The 15,648-nt window shown below is 71.1% G+C and carries 16 protein-coding genes; 7 read left to right on the top strand and 9 right to left on the bottom strand.

Going from position 1 to position 15,648, the window contains the following annotated elements; all coding sequences use genetic code 11:
• Nucleotides 1-38: 38 nt before the first annotated feature.
• The 7 genes from ACFY8W_RS22855 to ACFY8W_RS22825 form a co-directional block, all read right to left on the bottom strand.
• Nucleotides 39-530, bottom strand: a complete 492-nt coding sequence (locus tag ACFY8W_RS22855; protein ID WP_391108079.1) for a hypothetical protein — start codon at nt 528-530, stop codon at nt 39-41.
• Nucleotides 531-656: 126 nt separating this feature from the next.
• Nucleotides 657-2,075, bottom strand: a complete 1,419-nt coding sequence (locus ACFY8W_RS22850; protein ID WP_391108076.1) for an FAD-dependent oxidoreductase — start codon at nt 2,073-2,075, stop codon at nt 657-659.
• Between the two features lie 54 nt (nt 2,076-2,129).
• Nucleotides 2,130-2,924 carry an ABC transporter permease gene (locus tag ACFY8W_RS22845; protein ID WP_384421717.1) on the bottom strand — a complete coding sequence of 265 codons (795 nt, stop codon included), beginning with the start codon at nt 2,922-2,924 and terminating at the stop codon, nt 2,130-2,132.
• Nucleotides 2,924-3,850, bottom strand: a complete 927-nt coding sequence (locus ACFY8W_RS22840; RefSeq protein WP_391108074.1) for an ABC transporter permease subunit — start codon at nt 3,848-3,850, stop codon at nt 2,924-2,926. Before ACFY8W_RS22840 ends, ACFY8W_RS22845 begins: the two co-directional genes overlap by 1 nt.
• 91 nt (nt 3,851-3,941) lie before the next feature.
• Nucleotides 3,942-5,111: a polyamine ABC transporter ATP-binding protein gene (locus tag ACFY8W_RS22835; RefSeq protein ID WP_391108072.1), complete on the bottom strand. Its 1,170-nt coding sequence runs from the start codon at nt 5,109-5,111 to the stop codon at nt 3,942-3,944.
• A gap of 40 nt (nt 5,112-5,151) precedes the next feature.
• Nucleotides 5,152-6,399 carry an extracellular solute-binding protein gene (locus ACFY8W_RS22830; RefSeq protein WP_391108070.1) on the bottom strand — a complete coding sequence of 416 codons (1,248 nt, stop codon included), beginning with the start codon at nt 6,397-6,399 and terminating at the stop codon, nt 5,152-5,154.
• Between the two features lie 50 nt (nt 6,400-6,449).
• Nucleotides 6,450-7,964 (bottom strand): aminobutyraldehyde dehydrogenase, encoded by a 1,515-nt coding sequence (locus tag ACFY8W_RS22825; protein ID WP_391108068.1) that lies wholly within the window; start codon nt 7,962-7,964, stop codon nt 6,450-6,452.
• 175 nt (nt 7,965-8,139) lie between these two features.
• Here ACFY8W_RS22825 and ACFY8W_RS22820 point away from each other — a divergent pair, with 175 nt between their 5' ends.
• A complete protein-coding gene (locus ACFY8W_RS22820) occupies nt 8,140-8,685 on the top strand; it encodes an NADAR domain-containing protein (RefSeq protein WP_391108067.1) in 546 nt (181 codons plus the stop codon).
• Nucleotides 8,686-8,749: 64 nt separating this feature from the next.
• Here ACFY8W_RS22820 and ACFY8W_RS22815 read toward each other — a convergent pair whose 3' ends face one another.
• Complete coding sequence (locus ACFY8W_RS22815; protein WP_391108065.1) at nt 8,750-9,382, bottom strand: DUF4190 domain-containing protein; 633 nt, start codon at nt 9,380-9,382, stop codon at nt 8,750-8,752.
• 75 nt (nt 9,383-9,457) lie between these two features.
• On the opposite strand from ACFY8W_RS22815, the gene ACFY8W_RS22810 reads away from it, so the two are divergent.
• From ACFY8W_RS22810 to ACFY8W_RS22785, 6 genes are all read left to right on the top strand, one after another.
• The gene (locus ACFY8W_RS22810; RefSeq protein WP_391108063.1) at nt 9,458-10,483 is read left to right on the top strand and encodes an adenosine deaminase; all 1,026 of its coding nucleotides are present in this window, start codon (nt 9,458-9,460) and stop codon (nt 10,481-10,483) included.
• Between the two features lie 19 nt (nt 10,484-10,502).
• A complete protein-coding gene (locus ACFY8W_RS22805) occupies nt 10,503-11,192 on the top strand; it encodes a glycerophosphodiester phosphodiesterase family protein (RefSeq protein ID WP_391108060.1) in 690 nt (229 codons plus the stop codon).
• Nucleotides 11,189-11,968, top strand: a complete 780-nt coding sequence (locus ACFY8W_RS22800) for an SAM-dependent methyltransferase (protein ID WP_391108057.1) — start codon at nt 11,189-11,191, stop codon at nt 11,966-11,968. The genes ACFY8W_RS22805 and ACFY8W_RS22800 overlap by 4 nt, the downstream gene beginning before the upstream one ends.
• Entirely contained in the window at nt 11,968-13,098 is a 1,131-nt protein-coding gene (locus ACFY8W_RS22795; RefSeq protein WP_391108054.1) for a histidine kinase, read from the top strand. The genes ACFY8W_RS22800 and ACFY8W_RS22795 overlap by 1 nt, the downstream gene beginning before the upstream one ends.
• Entirely contained in the window at nt 13,095-13,826 is a 732-nt protein-coding gene (locus ACFY8W_RS22790) for a response regulator (RefSeq protein ID WP_391108051.1), read from the top strand. Before ACFY8W_RS22795 ends, ACFY8W_RS22790 begins: the two co-directional genes overlap by 4 nt.
• A 71-nt stretch (nt 13,827-13,897) precedes the next feature.
• Entirely contained in the window at nt 13,898-15,085 is a 1,188-nt protein-coding gene (locus ACFY8W_RS22785) for a serine hydrolase (RefSeq protein ID WP_391108048.1), read from the top strand.
• Here ACFY8W_RS22785 and ACFY8W_RS22780 read toward each other — a convergent pair.
• Entirely contained in the window at nt 15,051-15,605 is a 555-nt protein-coding gene (locus ACFY8W_RS22780) for a hypothetical protein (protein WP_391108045.1), read from the bottom strand. The two genes, ACFY8W_RS22785 and ACFY8W_RS22780, sit on opposite strands and share 35 nt — an antisense overlap.
• Nucleotides 15,606-15,648: the final 43 nt, after the last annotated feature.

The raw sequence follows: 15,648 nt of genomic DNA, 5'->3' as shown, positions 1-15,648 counted from the left end.
ATCAAGTGGTCAAGACCTCTGTACGGGCGTCGCACGCGTCAGCGGGCCCCCGTCCCCCCTTCGTCGCGGGCGAGTTGACCCGCCGCCTCGTGCATGGCGAGCTCGAGCACCGAGGCGTCCGTGAGCGTGCCCGCCGCGTCCGGCGCCACCAGCCACCGCGTCCCGCCGGTCGCCCGGCCCGGGTACGGCACCACGATCCAGGTCCCCGCACCCGCACTGCGCACCCCGGTGCCCAGCCAGCGGGCCGCGGTGCCCGGCGGGACGAAGAAGCCCATCCGGGCGTCGCCGAAGTCGGCGAGGACCGGGCCCGGCCGGTCCACCAGTCGCGTCAGCACGTCGAGCGTCGGATAGCCGAGCCCGGCCGGCAGGATCAGCACGTCCCAGCGCCGGCCGGCCGGCAGCAGCGCGACCCCGTGCGGGCTGCGCTCCCACTCCCAGCGGCAGGCGTCGGGATCCGGCGCGACCGAGGCCAGCCACTCCACGACGGCCCTGGCCTCCGCGGCCCCCGCACCCGTCCCCGTACCAGTCATGACGAAGCCCTCTCTCTCCTCGCGGACCCGCGGGTCGCGGAATCCACAGGGAGAGAGAGGGCCGCCCCGCGACTATGACGCGGGTTCCCTACCCATCGGTTGTGATCTGGATCACGTCCGGCGTGCTCAGCTGTCGAAGCCGAGGCCCAGCCGGTCCATCGTCTTCAGCCACAGGTTCCGCCGGCCGCCGTTCTCGTCGGCGCGGGCCAGCGACCACTTGGTGATCCCGATGCCCGCCCACGCGATCGGCTCCGGCGGGAACGGCAGCGGCTTGGAGCGCACCATCCGGAGCTCGGTCCGCTCGGTCCGCTCCCCCGCCAGCAGGTCCAGCATCACGTCGGCGCCGAACCGGGTCGCGCCCACGCCGAGGCCCGTGTAGCCCTGCGCGTACGCCACCTTGCCCTGGTGCGCCGTGCCGAAGAAGGCCGAGAAGCGCGAGCAGGTGTCGATCGCCCCGCCCCAGGCGTGGCTGAAGCGCAGGCCCTCCAGCTGCGGGAAGCAGGTGAAGAAGTGCTGGGCCAGCTTCAGGTACGTCTCCGGGCGGTGGTCCATCTCGGCGGCCACCCTGCCGCCGAAGCGGTAGATCGCGTCGTAACCGCCCCAGAGGATGCGGTTGTCCGCGGTGATCCGGAAGTAGTGGAACTGGTTGGCGGAGTCGCCGAGGCCCTGACGGTTCTTCCAGCCCACCGACGCCAGCTGCTCCGGGCTCAGCGGCTCCGTCATCAGCGCGTAGTCGTACACCGGGACGGTGTAGTGCCGCAGCCGCTTGACCAGCGACGGGAAGACGTTGGTGCCGAGCGCCACCCGGCGGGCCGCGACCCGGCCGTACGGGGTGCGCACGGCCATGCCGCCGCCGGCCGGCACCAGGTCGAGCGCCGGGGTGTTCTCGAAGATCCGCACGCCCAGGTCGAGGCAGGCCCGCTTCAGGCCCCAGGCCAGCTTGGCCGGGTGCAGCATGGCGACCCCGCGGCGGTCCCACAGGCCGCCCTGGAAGGTCGGCGAGTCGACCTCGGCGCGCACCGCGTCGCGGTCCAGGAGTTCGAGGCCCTCGGCCATGCCGAGCCGCCCGGCCTCCTCGTACCACTCGTGCAGCTCGTCGACCTGGTAGGCCTCGGTGGCCACGTCGATCTCGCCGGTGCGCTCGAAGTCGCAGTCGAGGGAGTAGCGGGCGACGGCCTCCTCGATGGCGTCGAGGTTCCGCTCGCCCATCCGCTCCAGCTTCGGCAGCTCGCCCGGCCAGCGGGCGAGGCCGTTGCCGAAGCCGTGGGTGAGGCTGGCGGCGCAGAAGCCGCCGTTGCGGCCCGAGGCGGCCCAGCCCACCTCGCGGCCTTCGACCAGTACGACATCCTGGGAGGGGTCGCGCTCCTTGGCGAGGAGCGCGGTCCACAGTCCGCTGTAGCCGCCGCCCACCACGAGCAGGTCGCACCGCTCGGGGCCGGTGAGGGCGGGCAGGGCTCCGGGCTTGCCGGGGTCTTCCAGCCAGAAGGGGACGGGCTGGGCGTCGGAGAGAGATTGTGCAGCGAGACGCATGGCGACTGGGGCCATGGTTTCCAACTCCTTCGGTGCCTGACCGGCTCGGCTGCCGGTCAGGCGCTGATGTCAGGCTGTTGCTGTTTTCTTGCGCCGGTTCGTGATGATCTGCCCGGCCACGACCACCAGTACCGCGATGACGAACATCGCCGTGCCGATGACGTTGATCTGGACGGGGGTTCCGCGCTGCGCCGAGCCCCAGACGAACATGGGGAAGGTCACGGTGGAGCCCGCGTTGAAGTTGGTGATGATGAAGTCGTCGAACGAGAGCGCGAAGGCGAGCAGCGCGCCGGCCGCGATGCCGGGTGCGGCGATCGGCAGCGTCACCCTGAGGAAGGTCTGCACGGGACCCGCGTACAGGTCGCGTGCCGCCTCCTCCAGGCGCGGGTCCATGGACATCACGCGCGCCTTGACCGCCGTCACGACGAACGACAGACAGAACATGATGTGGGCGATGAGGACCGTCCAGAAGCCCAGCTCGGCCCCCATGTTGAGGAACAGGGTGAGCAGCGAGGCGGCCATCACGACCTCGGGCATCGCCATCGGCAGGAAGATCAGCGAGTTGATCGCGCCGCGCGCCCGGAAGCGGTAGCGGACCAGCGCGAACGCGATCATCGTGCCGAGGACGACCGCGCCGACCGTGGCCCACGCGGCGAGCTGGAGCGAGAGCGTGAGCGACTCGCACAGGTCGGCGACGCCGCAGGGGTCCTTCCAGGCGTCCAGGGAGAACTGCTGCCACGCGTAGTTGAAGCGCCCGTTCGGCTTGTTGAACGAGAACGCCATGACGACGACGTTCGGCAGGATCAGGTACGCGAGCGTGAGCAGGCCCGCGATGACGACGAGATTCTTCCGCAGCCACTGCATCAGACCAGGTCCTCCGTTCCCGCACGGCGGATGTAGACGGTGACCATGAGCAGCACGATCGCCATGAGGATGAACGACAGGGCGGCGGCCGTCGGATAGTCCAGGACGCGCAGGAACTGCGACTGGATGACGTTGCCGACCATCTTGGTGTCGGTGGAGCCGAGCAGTTCGGCGTTGACGTAGTCACCGCTCGCCGGGATGAAGGTGAGCAGCGTGCCGGAGACGACGCCCGGCATGGACAGCGGGAAGGTCACCTTGCGGAAGGTGGTGGCCGGGGAGGCGTAGAGGTCCTGCGCGGCCTCGTGCAGCCGGCCGTCGATGCGCTCCAGGGAGGTGTAGAGCGGAAGGATCATGAAGGGCAGGAAGTTGTACGTGAGACCGGCGACGACGGCCATCGGGGTGGCGAGCACCCGGTTGCCCTCGGTCCAGCCGAGCCAGCTGGTCACGTCGAGCACGTGCAGCGTGTTCAGCGCGTCGACCACCAGGCTGTCGTCCGCGAGGATCGTCTTCCACGCCAGCGTCCGGATCAGGAAGCTGGTGAAGAAGGGCGCGATGACGAGGACCAGGAGCAGGTTGCGCCAGCGCCCGGCCTTGAAGGCGATGAGGTACGCCAGCGGGTAGCCGAGCAGCAGGCAGAGCAGCGTCGCGGTGCCCGCGTAGAGCAGCGAGCGGACGAACTGCGGCCAGTACTCCTGGAAGGCCTCCCAGTAGGTCTGGAAGTGCCAGGTGACCTCGAAGCCCTTCTCCAGGGAGCCGGTCTGCACCGAGGTGGAGGCCTGGTAGACCATCGGCAGCGCGAAGAAGACGAGCAGCCAGACGATGCCGGGCAGCAGGAGCCAGTACGGCACGAGCCGCCGGCGGGTGGAGGGCTTGCGGAGGACCGGTTCCTCTATGGGCGGGGTCTCCTTGACCAGGGTGGCGCTCATGCGCGGCCTCCTTCGTTCGCTTCTCCGCCCGCGAGGCCCGGAGGTGCGGGAATCGTCGTCGGCTGCGGGCCGGTGGCCTCGCGTGCGTCGCTCACAGCGAGTCCTCCACCGTCTCCACGCCGGCGTCGATGTCCTGGGCGGCGTCGAGGCCGAAGGTGTGGGCCGGGTTCCAGTGCAGGACGACCTCGGCGCCGGGCACCAGACGGCTGTCGCGCTCGATGTTCTGCTCGTACACCTGGAGCTCGGCGCCGGCCGGGGAGTTCACCACGTACTGGGTGGAGACGCCGATGAACGAGGAGTCGGCGATCCGCCCGGTCACCCGGTTGCGGCCGTCCGCGATCTCGCCGGCGTCGTCGGCGTGCGTCAGCGAGATCTTCTCGGGCCGTACGCCGACGAGCACGTTGCCGCCCACGCGCACGGCGGAGGTACAGCGCTCGCCGGGCACGCGGAGCTTGCCGCCGCCGGCGGTGACGAGGACGTCGCCGCCGGTCTCGACGACCTCCGCCTCGATCAGGTTCGAGGTGCCGAGGAAGTTCGCGACGAAGGTGGTCTGCGGGTTCTCGTAGAGGTCGGCGGGCGCGCCCAGCTGCTCGACCCGGCCGCCGTTCATCACCGCGACCTGGTCGGCCATGGTCATGGCCTCCTCCTGGTCGTGGGTGACGTGCACGAAGGTGATGCCCACCTCGGTCTGGATGCGCTTGAGCTCCAGCTGCATCTGGCGGCGCAGCTTGAGGTCGAGGGCGCCGAGCGGCTCGTCGAGCAGCAGCACCTGCGGGTGGTTGATGAGCGCGCGGGCCACGGCGACGCGCTGCTGCTGGCCGCCGGAGAGCTGGTGCGGCTTCTTGTGGGCGTGCTCGCCGAGCTGCACGAGCTCGATCATCTCGTCCACCTGCGACTTCACCGACTTGATGCCGCGCCGGCGCAGACCGAAGGCGATGTTCTCGAAGATGTCCATGTGCGGGAAGAGCGCGTAGGACTGGAAGACCGTGTTCACCGGCCGCTTGTACGGCGGGAGGTCGGTGACGTCGCGGTCGCCGAGGAAGACGGTGCCCGTCGTCGGGTCCTCCAGGCCGGCGATCATCCGCAGCGTGGTCGTCTTGCCGCAGCCGGAGGCGCCGAGCAGGGCGAAGAACGAGCCCTGCGGGATCGTCAGGTCGAGCGGGTGCACGGCGGTGAAGGAGCCGTAGGACTTGCTGATGCCGGAGAGACGGACGTCGCCGCCGCCCGTGTTCTTGCCAGTGTGAGCAGTCTTGTCAGTCATGGATGGGATCCCGGTATTCGTGAAGGAACGGACGACGGCCTCAGGCACCGATGAGCTTGGCGAACTTCTCCTCGTACGCCGTCTCCTCCGCGCTGCTGAGCGAGCGGAAGGCGCGCGACTTCGCCGCCATCGCCTTGTCCGGGAGGATCAGTGTGTTGTTCGCGAGCTCCGGGTCGATCTTGGCGAGCTCGTCCTTCACCCCGTCGACCGGGCAGACGTAGTTGATGTACGCCGCGAGCTGCGCGGCCACCGGGAGCTCGTAGTAGTAGTCGATGAGCTTCTCGGCGTTGGTCTTGTGCCGGGAGTTCGCCGGGACGAGCAGGTTGTCGCTGGACGTGATGTAGCCGGCGGACGGGATGGCGAACTTGATGTCCGGGTTGTCGGCCTGGAGCTGGATCACGTCACCGGCCCACGCCAGACAGGCCGCCAGGTCGCCCTTGTCCAGGTCGGACGTGTAGTCGTTGCCGGTGAAGCGGCGGATCTGCTTCTTGTCGACGCCCTTCTGCAGCCGCCCGATCGCGGCGTCGAAGTCGGCGTCGGTGAACGTGCCCGGGTCCTTGCCCATGTCGAGGAGCGTCATGCCGACCGAGTCCCGCATCTCGGTCAGGAAGCCGACCCGGCCCTTGAGCGCGGGGTCGTCGAGCAGCTGCGTGACGGAGTCGACCTTCTTGCCGCCGGTCGCCTTGGAGTTGTAGGCGATGACGGTGGAGATGCCGGTCCACGGGTACGAGTAGGCCCGGCCCGGGTCCCAGTCGGGCCGGCGGAACTGCGCGGACAGGTTGGCGTACGCGTTCGGCAGGTGCGCCGGGTCCAGCTTCTGCGCCCATCCCAGCCGGATGATGCGGGCGGCGAGCCAGTCGGTCACGCAGATCAGGTCACGGCCGGTGTCCTGGCCGGCCGCGAGCTGCGGCTTGATCTTGCCGAAGAACTCGACGTTGTCGTTGATGTCCTCGGTGTACTTGACCTTGATGCCGGTCCGTTTGGCGAAGGCCTCCAGGGTCGGCCGGGACTTCTCGTCCTCGCTGACGTCCATGTACTCGGTCCAGTTGGAGAAGCTGAGCACCTTCTCCTTGGCCGAGAAGTCCGTGGACGCCGGGCCTTCGCCCTCCCGCTTGGCCGGCGGGATGCCGCAGGCGCTCAGCCCCGCGAGGCCGCCGACGGTGAGCGCGCCGACGCCTCCGGCGCGCAGCACCGAACGGCGGCTGAGGGCGCCCCGGCCACTCGTCAGGCTGCGCCGCATCGCCGCTATCTGAGCGGCGGACAGGCTGTCCGGCTGGTACTGCTCCATGCGCTGTGCCCTTTCGGGATGGGTTCGCCGCTGGTCGGACGGCTGATCTGCTATCGGTCCCCGAAGATCGTGCGGTGCCAGTCCTTGGCCGGCACCGCCGTGTTGTCGTACATCACGTGCTTCACCTGCGTGTACTCCTCGAAGGAGTACACGGACATGTCCTTTCCGAAGCCGGAGGCCTTGTAGCCCCCGTGCGGCATCTCGCTGATGATCGGGATGTGGTCGTTGACCCACACGCATCCGGCCTTGATCTCGCGCGTGGCCCGGTTCGCCCGGTAGACGTCACGGCTCCAGGCGGAGGCGGCGAGCCCGTACGGGGTGTCGTTGGCGAGCCGGATGCCCTCGTCGTCACCGTCGAAGGGCAGGGCCACGAGGACCGGTCCGAAGATCTCCGACTGCACGACCTCGCTGTCCTGCGCGGCCCCGGTGATCAGGGTGGGACGGTAGTATGCGCCGTCCTTCAGCTCGCCACCAGGGGCTTCGCCTCCGGTGACGACGGTCGCGTAGCCACGGGCCCGCTCGACGAAGCCGGCGACCCGGTCCCGCTGGGCGTGGCTGACGAGCGGCCCGAGGTCGGTCGAGGGGTCGAACGGGTCCCCGAGCCGTACCGTCTCCATCAGCTCCGCGACCCGGGTGACGAAGGCGTCGAACAGCGGACGCTGCACGTAGGCCCGGGTGGCGGCGGTGCAGTCCTGCCCGCTGTTGATGAGCGAGGCGGCGACGGCGCCGTGGGCGGCGGCCTCCAGGTCGGCGTCGTCGAAGACGACGAACGGGGCCTTGCCGCCCAGCTCCAGGTGGAGCCGCTTGACGGTGGCCGTGGCGATCTCGGCGACCCGCCTGCCGACGCCGGTGGAGCCGGTGAAGGAGGTCATGGCCACGTCGGGGTGGCCGACGAGGTGTTCGCCGGCGGTCCGCCCGGCGCCGGTCACCACGTTGACGACGCCGTCGGGGATCCCGGCCTCGGTCGCCGCCTGCGCGAACATCAGCGAGGTCAGCGGCGTCAGCTCGGCCGGCTTCAGGACGATCGTGTTGCCCGCCGCCACGGCCGGAAGGATCTTCCAGGCGGCCATCTGCAGCGGATAGTTCCAGGGGGCGATCGAACCGACGACGCCCACGGCCTCGCGCCGTACGTAGGAGGTGTGGTCACCGGAGTACTCGCCCGCGGACTGCCCCTGGAGGTGGCGGGCGGCCCCGGCGAAGAAGGCCGTGTTGTCCACGGTCCCCGGCACGTCGAACTCACGGGTCAGCTTGATCGGCTTGCCGCACTGCAGCGACTCGACCTGGGCGAACTCCTCCGCGCGCTCGGCCAGCACGCCGGCGAGACGGTGCAGGGCGTCCGAACGCTCGCCGGGAGTGGCGCCCGACCAGCCGGGAAACGCCTCCTTGGCGGCGGCGACGGCCTCGTCCACGTCGGCGGTGGACGCCAGCCGGTAGGTGTGGACGCTCTTCCCGGTCGCCGGATCGATGACGCTGTGCTCGTCCTCCGAGGTCCCGGGGCGGAGCCGCCCTCCGATGTACTGCGCGCCGTCCGCGAAGCGATCCGACACCTGGAAGCGGTTGCCCATGACGCTCTCCGTTGTTCCAGCTCGAGTTGAGTGCCGATCCTGACAGAGGGAGACAGGTCCAACAAGTGATTCCGTTGTTGCCTTTTGGTTACGCGACGGAATCGGTCGACCAAGTGTCGAGCACGGCCGGAAATTGCCGTACGGACTGTCCGTGGCAACTGAAACAGTGGCATGCATGAGTGATCTGGAGAGATTGAAACAGCAGGTCAGGCGAGGCGATCGGGTGAAATGGCTGCACTTCTGGGGCCACCGCCCGCACCCCTCCGGCCGGCTCTCGGCGAGCTGTCTGAGCCAGTGGTGGCCGTCACCCTTCGAAGTGGAGGGCGTGCGCTACGCGACCGCCGAGCACTGGATGATGGCGGAGAAGGCACGGCTCTTCGGTGACGCCGAGGCCGAGCGGGCGGCGCTCACGGCGACCTCCCCCGCGGCGGCGAAGAACGCCGGCCGCCTGGTCCGCGGCTTCGACGAGGCGACCTGGCAGCAGAAGCGGTTCGAGATCGTCGTCGCCGGCAGCGTGCACAAGTTCGCGTCCGACGAAGCCCTCAGGGGCTTCCTCCTCGGCACGGGCAACCGCGTGCTCGTGGAGGCCAGCCCGGTGGACCGGGTCTGGGGCATCGGCCTGGCGGCCGACGACCCGAGGGCGGGCGACCCCGACCGCTGGCGGGGGCTGAACCTGCTGGGCTTCGCGCTGATGGAGGCGCGGGAGCGGTTGTCCCGGTGAGCACCGGACGAACGGGAGCGGGGGCCGCACAGGAGCGGCCCCCACGCACCCGTTCCCGCGCGTCCTAGCGACGCGCGTCGACGACCAGGCTGGTCTCCCAGGGGTCGTTGCTGTCGTTCCGGCGATCCTGGTCCGTCGCGATGGCCCAGATCATGAAGCTCAGGAAGGCGGCGCCCACCAGGATGCCGACCGAGCCGAGCACGATGCCCGCGATCGCCATGCCCCGGTTGGTCGCCTCACCGCGGTTGGCCTTCTTCAGGCCGATGATGCCGAAGATCAGCGCGAGGATGCCCAGGATCGCGCCGAGTCCGTAGAAGCAGAAGCCCGCCACCGCGATGATGCCCAGCACCATCGCGGCGATCCCGAGTCCGTTCGACGGCTGCTGTCCCCACCCCGGCTGCGGGTATCCCGCGCCGTACGTGGGGTACGGAGCCGGCGGCGCCGCCGGGTAGCCGTACCCGGGCGTCGGGTTCGCCGACACGGGAGGCGCGGTCGGGTACCCGAACGTCCCTCCGGTCGTCCCCGGCGCCGCCGGCGGCGGCGGGAGCTCGGCGCCCGGCATGGCCGCCATGGTCGGCTGGTCGTGCACCGGCGGCGTGGCCGCGCCGGGCCCGCCGCCCGCCCCCTTGCTCAGTTCGACGCCGTCCTGATTCGGCGGAGCCCACGGGTCCGCGGGCTGGTCGTTGTTGTCGGACATGGGCCTCCCCCATCGTGGTCACGCCATGCTACGACCTACGCCATCAGGGGGATGTCTCCGGCCTACGATGACCCGATGACCGACCTTCACTCCTTCATCGCGGGGCTGCCGAAGGCGGAGCTGCACGTGCACCACGTCGGCTCCGCCTCGCCCCGCATCGTCGCCGAGCTGGCCGCCCGGCACCCCGACTCCAAGGTGCCGACGGACCCGGACGCCCTCGCCGACTACTTCACGTTCACGGACTTCGCCCACTTCATCGAGGTCTACCTCTCCGTCGTGGACCTGGTCCGTACCCCGGAGGACGTGCGGCTCCTCACGTACGAGGTGGCCCGGGACATGGCCCGTCAGAACATCCGCTACGCGGAGCTGACCATCACCCCGTACAGCTCGACGCGCCGCGGCATCGACGAGCGCGCGTTCATGGCGGCGATCGAGGACGCCCGCAAGGCGGCCGAGGCCGAGCTCGGCGTCGTGCTGCGCTGGTGCTTCGACATCCCGGGCGAGGCCGGTCTGGAGGCGGCGGAGGAGACCGCGCGCCTCGCGGTCGAGCTGCGCCCGGAGGGCCTGGTCTCGTTCGGCCTCGGCGGCCCGGAGATCGGGGTGCCGCGCCCGCAGTTCAAGCCGTACTTCGACCGCGCCCGGGCGGCCGGGCTGCGCTCGGTGCCGCACGCCGGCGAGACCACGGGCCCGGAGACGGTCTGGGACGCCCTGAACGAGCTGGGTGCGGAGCGCATCGGCCACGGCACCAGCTCGGTGCAGGACCCGGTGCTGCTCGAGCACCTGGCGGAGCACCGCATCGCGCTGGAGGTGTGTCCTACCTCGAACATCGCGACGCGCGCGGTGGAGCGCATGGAGGACCACCCGATCAGGCAGATGGTGGACGCGGGTGTGCTGGTGACGATCAACAGCGACGACCCGCCGATGTTCGGCACGGACCTGAACAACGAGTACGCGGTGGCCGCCCGTCTCCTCGACCTGGACGAGCGCGGTCTGGCGGCGCTCGCGAAGAACGCGGTGGAGGCCTCCTTCCTGGACGAGGCGGGCAAGGCGCGCCTGGTGGAGGAGATCGACACGTACACGGAGCAGTGGCTGTCGGCGTGACCGTCGGGAGAATGGGGTCATGGACCCCGTCATTGTCGTAGGCCACCGCGGCGACCCCTATCGCGTCCGCGAGAACACCGTCCCTTCGATCGTCTCGGCGTTGGAGCGGGGCGCGGACGCGGTGGAGGTCGACGTGCGCCTGACCGAGGACGGCGTGCCCGTCCTGCTGCACGACGACTCCCTGAAGCGGCTGTGGGGCTTCGACCGGCCGCTCGGCACGATGACGCTGGAGGAGCTGCGCGAGGTCACGGAGGACGGGGTCCCGACCCTCCGGGAGGCGCTGATCGCCGCCGGGCCGCACCGCCTGATGCTGGACCTGCCGGGCGGCGACGAGAGTTCCGTCCGCACGATCGTGGGCACGGTCCGCGAGTGCGGGGCGGGCGAGCGGGTCTTCTACTGCGCGGGCGGCACGGCGATGCTGCACGTGCGGGCGGCCGACCCGGCCGCGGAGATCGCGCTGACCTGGAACACCCTGGCGCCGCCGCGCCGCGTGCTGCTCGACGCGGTGCGGCCCAAGTGGCTCAACTACCGCTTCGGGCTGGCGAGTCGGCAGCTGGTGGAGCGGGTGCACCGGGCGGGTCTGCTGGTGTCGGTGTGGACTCCGGACACGGCGTGGAGCATGCGTAAGCTGATCGGAAACGGGGTCGATTCGATCACGACCAATCGGGTCGACACACTGGCCGCCGTTCTGCGAAAGGGCCGTGAATGAACGACAGGATCCGCACCGACATCGCGCACAACGCCCGCGTATGGAACTACTGGCTGGGCGGCAAGGACAACTACCCGGTGGACCGGGCCGTCGGCGACCAGGTGACGTCGTTCCACCCGAGCATCGGCGCGGTGGCGCGCGCGGACCGCGCGTTCCTGGGGCGGGTGGTGACGCATCTGGCCGCGGAGGCCGGGGTGCGCCAGTTCCTGGACATCGGTACGGGCCTGCCGACGGCCGACAACACCCACGAGGTGGCCCAGCGGGTGGCCCCCGAGTCCCGGATCGTCTACGTCGACAACGACCCGATCGTCCTGACGCACGCCCGCGCCCTGCTCACCAGCTCGCCCGAGGGCGTCACGGAGTACGTGGACGCGGACGCCCACGACCCGGAGAGGATCATCCGGGCGGCAGCGGGAACGCTGGACTTCACCCGGCCGGTCGCGGTGTTGATGCTGGGCATCCTCAACTTCGTCATCGACGGCGACAAGGCCCGCTCGATCGTCCGCACCGTCATGGACGCCGTGCCCTCCGGGTCCTACCTCGCCCTGACCCACCCGACCTACGACGCCGACCTGGGCGGCGAGGCGAACGTGGCGGCGATGGAGTTCTGGAACGCCAACGCCACGCCGCCGATCACGGCGCGCGGCCGCGCCGAGTTCGCCTCCTTCCTCGACGGGCTCGTCCTCCTGGAGCCGGGCATCGTGTCGTGCGCGCGCTGGCGCGCACCAGAGGCGGCCGAGGTCGCGCAGTTCGGCGCGGTGGGCCGCAAGCCGTAATGCGCACAGGGGGGATCCAGCGGCTGCGCGACTGGGGAGCGGCCAATCCGTGGGCCGTGGACATCGGCCTCGCGCTGCTCGTCCAGGCGGCGATGACGATGCCGTTCGTGGTGCCGCGCGGGCCCGAACTGGAGCCGGCGACCTGGCCGGCGTACGGCCTGACGACACTGACCGTGGTCCCGCTGGTGTGGCGGCGCCGCGCGCCGATGGCGGTGCTGCTCGCCATCGTGGCGGCGAGTGCGCTGTACCGGCTCGCACTGGAGGGGCCGGGCCAGCCGCTGCCCTACACGGGCCTGGTGAGCGTGTACACGATCGCCGTGCTCTCGCCGCCGTGGAAGCGGCTGGTGGCGGGGGCGCTGCTGCTGGTCGCCGTACCGGTGTCCGTGTGGCTCAACACGCGGTCCGCGCGCGAACTGACCTTCTCGCTCTTCGTGTTCGGGGCCGCGTACGCCTTCGGGCGGCTGACGGACGCCCGGCAGCGGGCGCACCGGGTGGAGGCGGAGCAGGCGGCGGCCCGCGAACGGGCCCGGATCGCACGGGAGATGCACGACATCCTGTCGCACGCGGTGAGCCTCATGGTGGTCCAGGCGGAGGCGGGTCCGCTGGCGGTACGGGCGGCGCCCGAGCGGGCGGAGGCCGCGTTCGAGGCGATCTCCGCGACGGGCCGCGACGCGATGGTGCAACTGCGCCGGATGCTGGGCGTGTTGCGGGACGGCGAGCCGACCACCGCGCCGCGTGCCCCGCAGCCCGGGCTCGGCGAGCTGCCGGAGCTGCTCGCGCGGGTGCGGGGCGGCGGTCTCGACGTGCGGTACGCGACGGACGGCACCGAGCGCCCGCTGCCGGAGGCGACGGCCGCGACCGTGTTCCGGATCGTGCAGGAGGCACTGACGAACGTGGTCCGGCACGCGGAGGCCCGGGCGGTGTGGGTGCGCCTCGGGTACGGGCCGGACGAACTGGAGGTCCGGGTGACGGACGACGGGCGCGGGCCGCGGCCCGGCGGCTCCGGCGGCCACGGTCTGACCGGGGTGCGCGAGCGGGTGGCGGCGCACGGCGGCACGGCGGCGGCCGGGCCGGGCCCGGGCGGCCGGGGTTTCGAACTGCGGGCGGTGCTCCCTGTGGAGGCGGGATGACGATCCGGGTGGTGGTCGCGGACGACCAGGAGCTGGTGCGCAGCGGTTTCGCGCTGATCCTGGACGTCCAGGAGGACATCGAGGTGGTCGCGGAGGCGGGTGACGGCGCCGCGGCGCTGGAGGCGGTGCGCCGGCACGCGCCGGACGTGACGCTGCTCGACATCCGGATGCCGCGGATGGACGGCATCGAGGCCTGCCGGGCGATCAGCGCCGCGTCGGCCTGCCGGACGGTGATGCTGACGACCTTCGACGCCGACGAGTACGTGTACGAGGCGCTGCACGCGGGCGCCAGCGGCTTCCTCCTGAAGGACGTGCGCCGGGACGACCTGGTGCACGCGGTGCGGGTGGTGGCGGCGGGCGAGGCACTGCTCGCGCCGTCGGTGGCGCGACGCCTCGTGGAGCAGTACACCTCCGGCGGTCCGCGCCGGACCGATCCGCGGCTCGACGTGCTGACCGCCCGCGAGCGGGAGACGCTGCTGCTGCTCGCGCGGGGCCTGTCGAACGCGGAGATAGCGGCGGAGCTGGTGGTGAGCGACCACACGGTGAAGACGCACGTGGGGAACGTGCTGGCCAAGCTGGGCCTGCGCGACCGGATCCAGGCGGTCATCTGCGCGTACGAGACGGGTCTCGTGACGGCGGGCGCTCCCCCGGCGGGGGGAGACCTGGGCGGCGGCTCCTCCCCCGCGTGGGCGAGGCGCTGGGGCCGCGAAGACCGCCGTCACGGGTGATCCGTGAATCGTCGCAGGTCAGCAGGATGTGAGTCATCGAGAACGACGGCTCACACCCACGGAGACGAACGATGAGGAACACCACGCGCACCCTGCTGGCCGCCGCCCTGGTCCTGGGCGTCGCGGGCCCGGCGGCCCTCCCGGCGAGCGCCGCGACCGCGCAGCACACGACCACGCCGTCTGCGACCGCCGCGACCGCCGACGCCGGGAGTCCCGCCCTGGAGGCGGCGATCGCCGGCCTTCCGTCGAAGGACGCGACGGCGGCCCTCGTCCGGGTCGGCGGCACGGAGGGCTCCTGGCGGGGCAGCTCCGGCGTGCACGACCTGAGGACCGGCCGCCCGGCCGATCCGGGCGCCCGGTTCCGGGCGGGTTCGGTGACCAAGGTGTTCACGGCGGCGGTCGCGCTGCAGCTGGCGAGCGAGGGCCGTCTCGACCTGGACCGCCCGGCCCGCTCGTACCTGCCGGAGCTGATCCCGGCCGCGTACGGCGGGGTCACCGTCCGGCAGCTGCTCGACCACACGCACGGCATCCCGGCGGCCGGCCTGCCGGGCGAGACGGTCGAGGAGTGGTACGAGCGCCGCTTCGAGGTGCACGACCCGCGCGACCTGGTGCGCTCGGCGACGGCGCGGCCGCGCGAGTTCGCGCCCGGCGAGAAGCAGCACTACCTGAACATCGGCTACACGATCGCCGGGCTGATCGTCGAGCGGGTGACGGGCGACTCGTACGAGCACCAGGTGGCCGCCCGCGTGCTGCGCCCGCTCGGACTGCGCGACACGTACTTTCCCGGCGCCAGCCCCCGGATCGAGGGCCGGCACAACCACGGCTACCAGTGGATGCGGCTCGACGACGGCACGACGGGCCTGCGCGATGTCACCGTCTGGGGCACGACGGACGGCTGGGCGGCGGGGAACCTGATCTCCACCACCGCCGACCTGGAGCGTTTCACCCGGGCCCTGTTCGCGGGCGAGGTGGTGCGCGGACCGCTCCTGGAGGAGATGTTCACGCTGCCGAAGGTCCCGGACCTCACCACCGGCGCCCCGGCCGCGTTCTCCGTGGGCCTGTCCATGAAGAAGCTGGGCGGGCGCGAGGTGTGGGGCAAGACGGGCGGCCGCTGGGGCTACAACGCCGCCATCGCCTCGACCCGCCACGGCGAGCGGACCCTCGTCTACAGCGTCAACTCCACCGACGCCAAGGGCAAGGACACGAGCAGGGTGGCGCTGAACCTCATGCTGGCGACGTACGGCCTGCCGTCGGAGTGAGCGCCGGCGCGGCCTCCAGCGCTTCGAGGCGCTTGATCAGCCGTCGCACGGCGAGCAGCGGCAGGATCCCGAAGACGCCGAACGACATGTCGATCACCGACCACGCGAAGGGGATGTCCCGGATCGGTCCGCAGATCAGGGCGAGCGGGATGATGCCGACGCAGGCGATCATGCCGAACTCGACGACCCAGACGTTGCGAACCGGGTCCCGGTACACGCCGTAGAAGGCGACGGCGATGACGAGGTGGGCGAAGGCCAGCCAGTCGTTGCCGTAGAGGAGGTAGGGGGCGTCGGCGTCGGCGCCCTCGAGGCCCGTACGGACCCGGTCGATCCACTCGGCGAGGCCGGGGAGGAGCTCCGCCACCGGGGCCGCCCAGGAGTCCAACGCGGAGTCGAGCAGGCGGAGTTCGGTGACCAGCGGGAAAGCGGTGACCCCGCTGAGCACCAGACAGACGATGAAGACGACCAGCCAGACGCGGATGCGCTTGAGGAGGGCTCTGGGCCCGTTCGTGTCGCTCATGAGGACAGCGTACGCCCCTCATGAACACGTTCAAAAACGGGTG

Source organism: Streptomyces sp. NPDC012637, assembly GCF_042954805.1.
In the GTDB taxonomy this organism is placed as follows: domain Bacteria; phylum Actinomycetota; class Actinomycetes; order Streptomycetales; family Streptomycetaceae; genus Streptomyces.
This window is presented reverse-complemented; position numbering and strand designations above follow the sequence as displayed.

Coding starts and splice junctions, on each gene's coding strand:
- ACFY8W_RS22790 (WP_391108051.1), top strand. CDS start 13,095: ATGACGATCCGGGTGGTGGTCGCGGACGACCAGGAGCTGGTGCGCAGC.
- ACFY8W_RS22825 (WP_391108068.1), bottom strand. CDS start 7,964: ATGGGCAACCGCTTCCAGGTGTCGGATCGCTTCGCGGACGGCGCGCAG.
- ACFY8W_RS22800 (WP_391108057.1), top strand. CDS start 11,189: ATGAACGACAGGATCCGCACCGACATCGCGCACAACGCCCGCGTATGG.
- ACFY8W_RS22835 (WP_391108072.1), bottom strand. CDS start 5,111: ATGACTGACAAGACTGCTCACACTGGCAAGAACACGGGCGGCGGCGAC.
- ACFY8W_RS22785 (WP_391108048.1), top strand. CDS start 13,898: ATGAGGAACACCACGCGCACCCTGCTGGCCGCCGCCCTGGTCCTGGGC.
- ACFY8W_RS22815 (WP_391108065.1), bottom strand. CDS start 9,382: ATGTCCGACAACAACGACCAGCCCGCGGACCCGTGGGCTCCGCCGAAT.
- ACFY8W_RS22850 (WP_391108076.1), bottom strand. CDS start 2,075: ATGGCCCCAGTCGCCATGCGTCTCGCTGCACAATCTCTCTCCGACGCC.
- ACFY8W_RS22830 (WP_391108070.1), bottom strand. CDS start 6,399: ATGGAGCAGTACCAGCCGGACAGCCTGTCCGCCGCTCAGATAGCGGCG.
- ACFY8W_RS22780 (WP_391108045.1), bottom strand. CDS start 15,605: ATGAGCGACACGAACGGGCCCAGAGCCCTCCTCAAGCGCATCCGCGTC.
- ACFY8W_RS22795 (WP_391108054.1), top strand. CDS start 11,968: ATGCGCACAGGGGGGATCCAGCGGCTGCGCGACTGGGGAGCGGCCAAT.
- ACFY8W_RS22820 (WP_391108067.1), top strand. CDS start 8,140: ATGAGTGATCTGGAGAGATTGAAACAGCAGGTCAGGCGAGGCGATCGG.
- ACFY8W_RS22810 (WP_391108063.1), top strand. CDS start 9,458: ATGACCGACCTTCACTCCTTCATCGCGGGGCTGCCGAAGGCGGAGCTG.
- ACFY8W_RS22845 (WP_384421717.1), bottom strand. CDS start 2,924: ATGCAGTGGCTGCGGAAGAATCTCGTCGTCATCGCGGGCCTGCTCACG.
- ACFY8W_RS22855 (WP_391108079.1), bottom strand. CDS start 530: ATGACTGGTACGGGGACGGGTGCGGGGGCCGCGGAGGCCAGGGCCGTC.
- ACFY8W_RS22805 (WP_391108060.1), top strand. CDS start 10,503: ATGGACCCCGTCATTGTCGTAGGCCACCGCGGCGACCCCTATCGCGTC.
- ACFY8W_RS22840 (WP_391108074.1), bottom strand. CDS start 3,850: ATGAGCGCCACCCTGGTCAAGGAGACCCCGCCCATAGAGGAACCGGTC.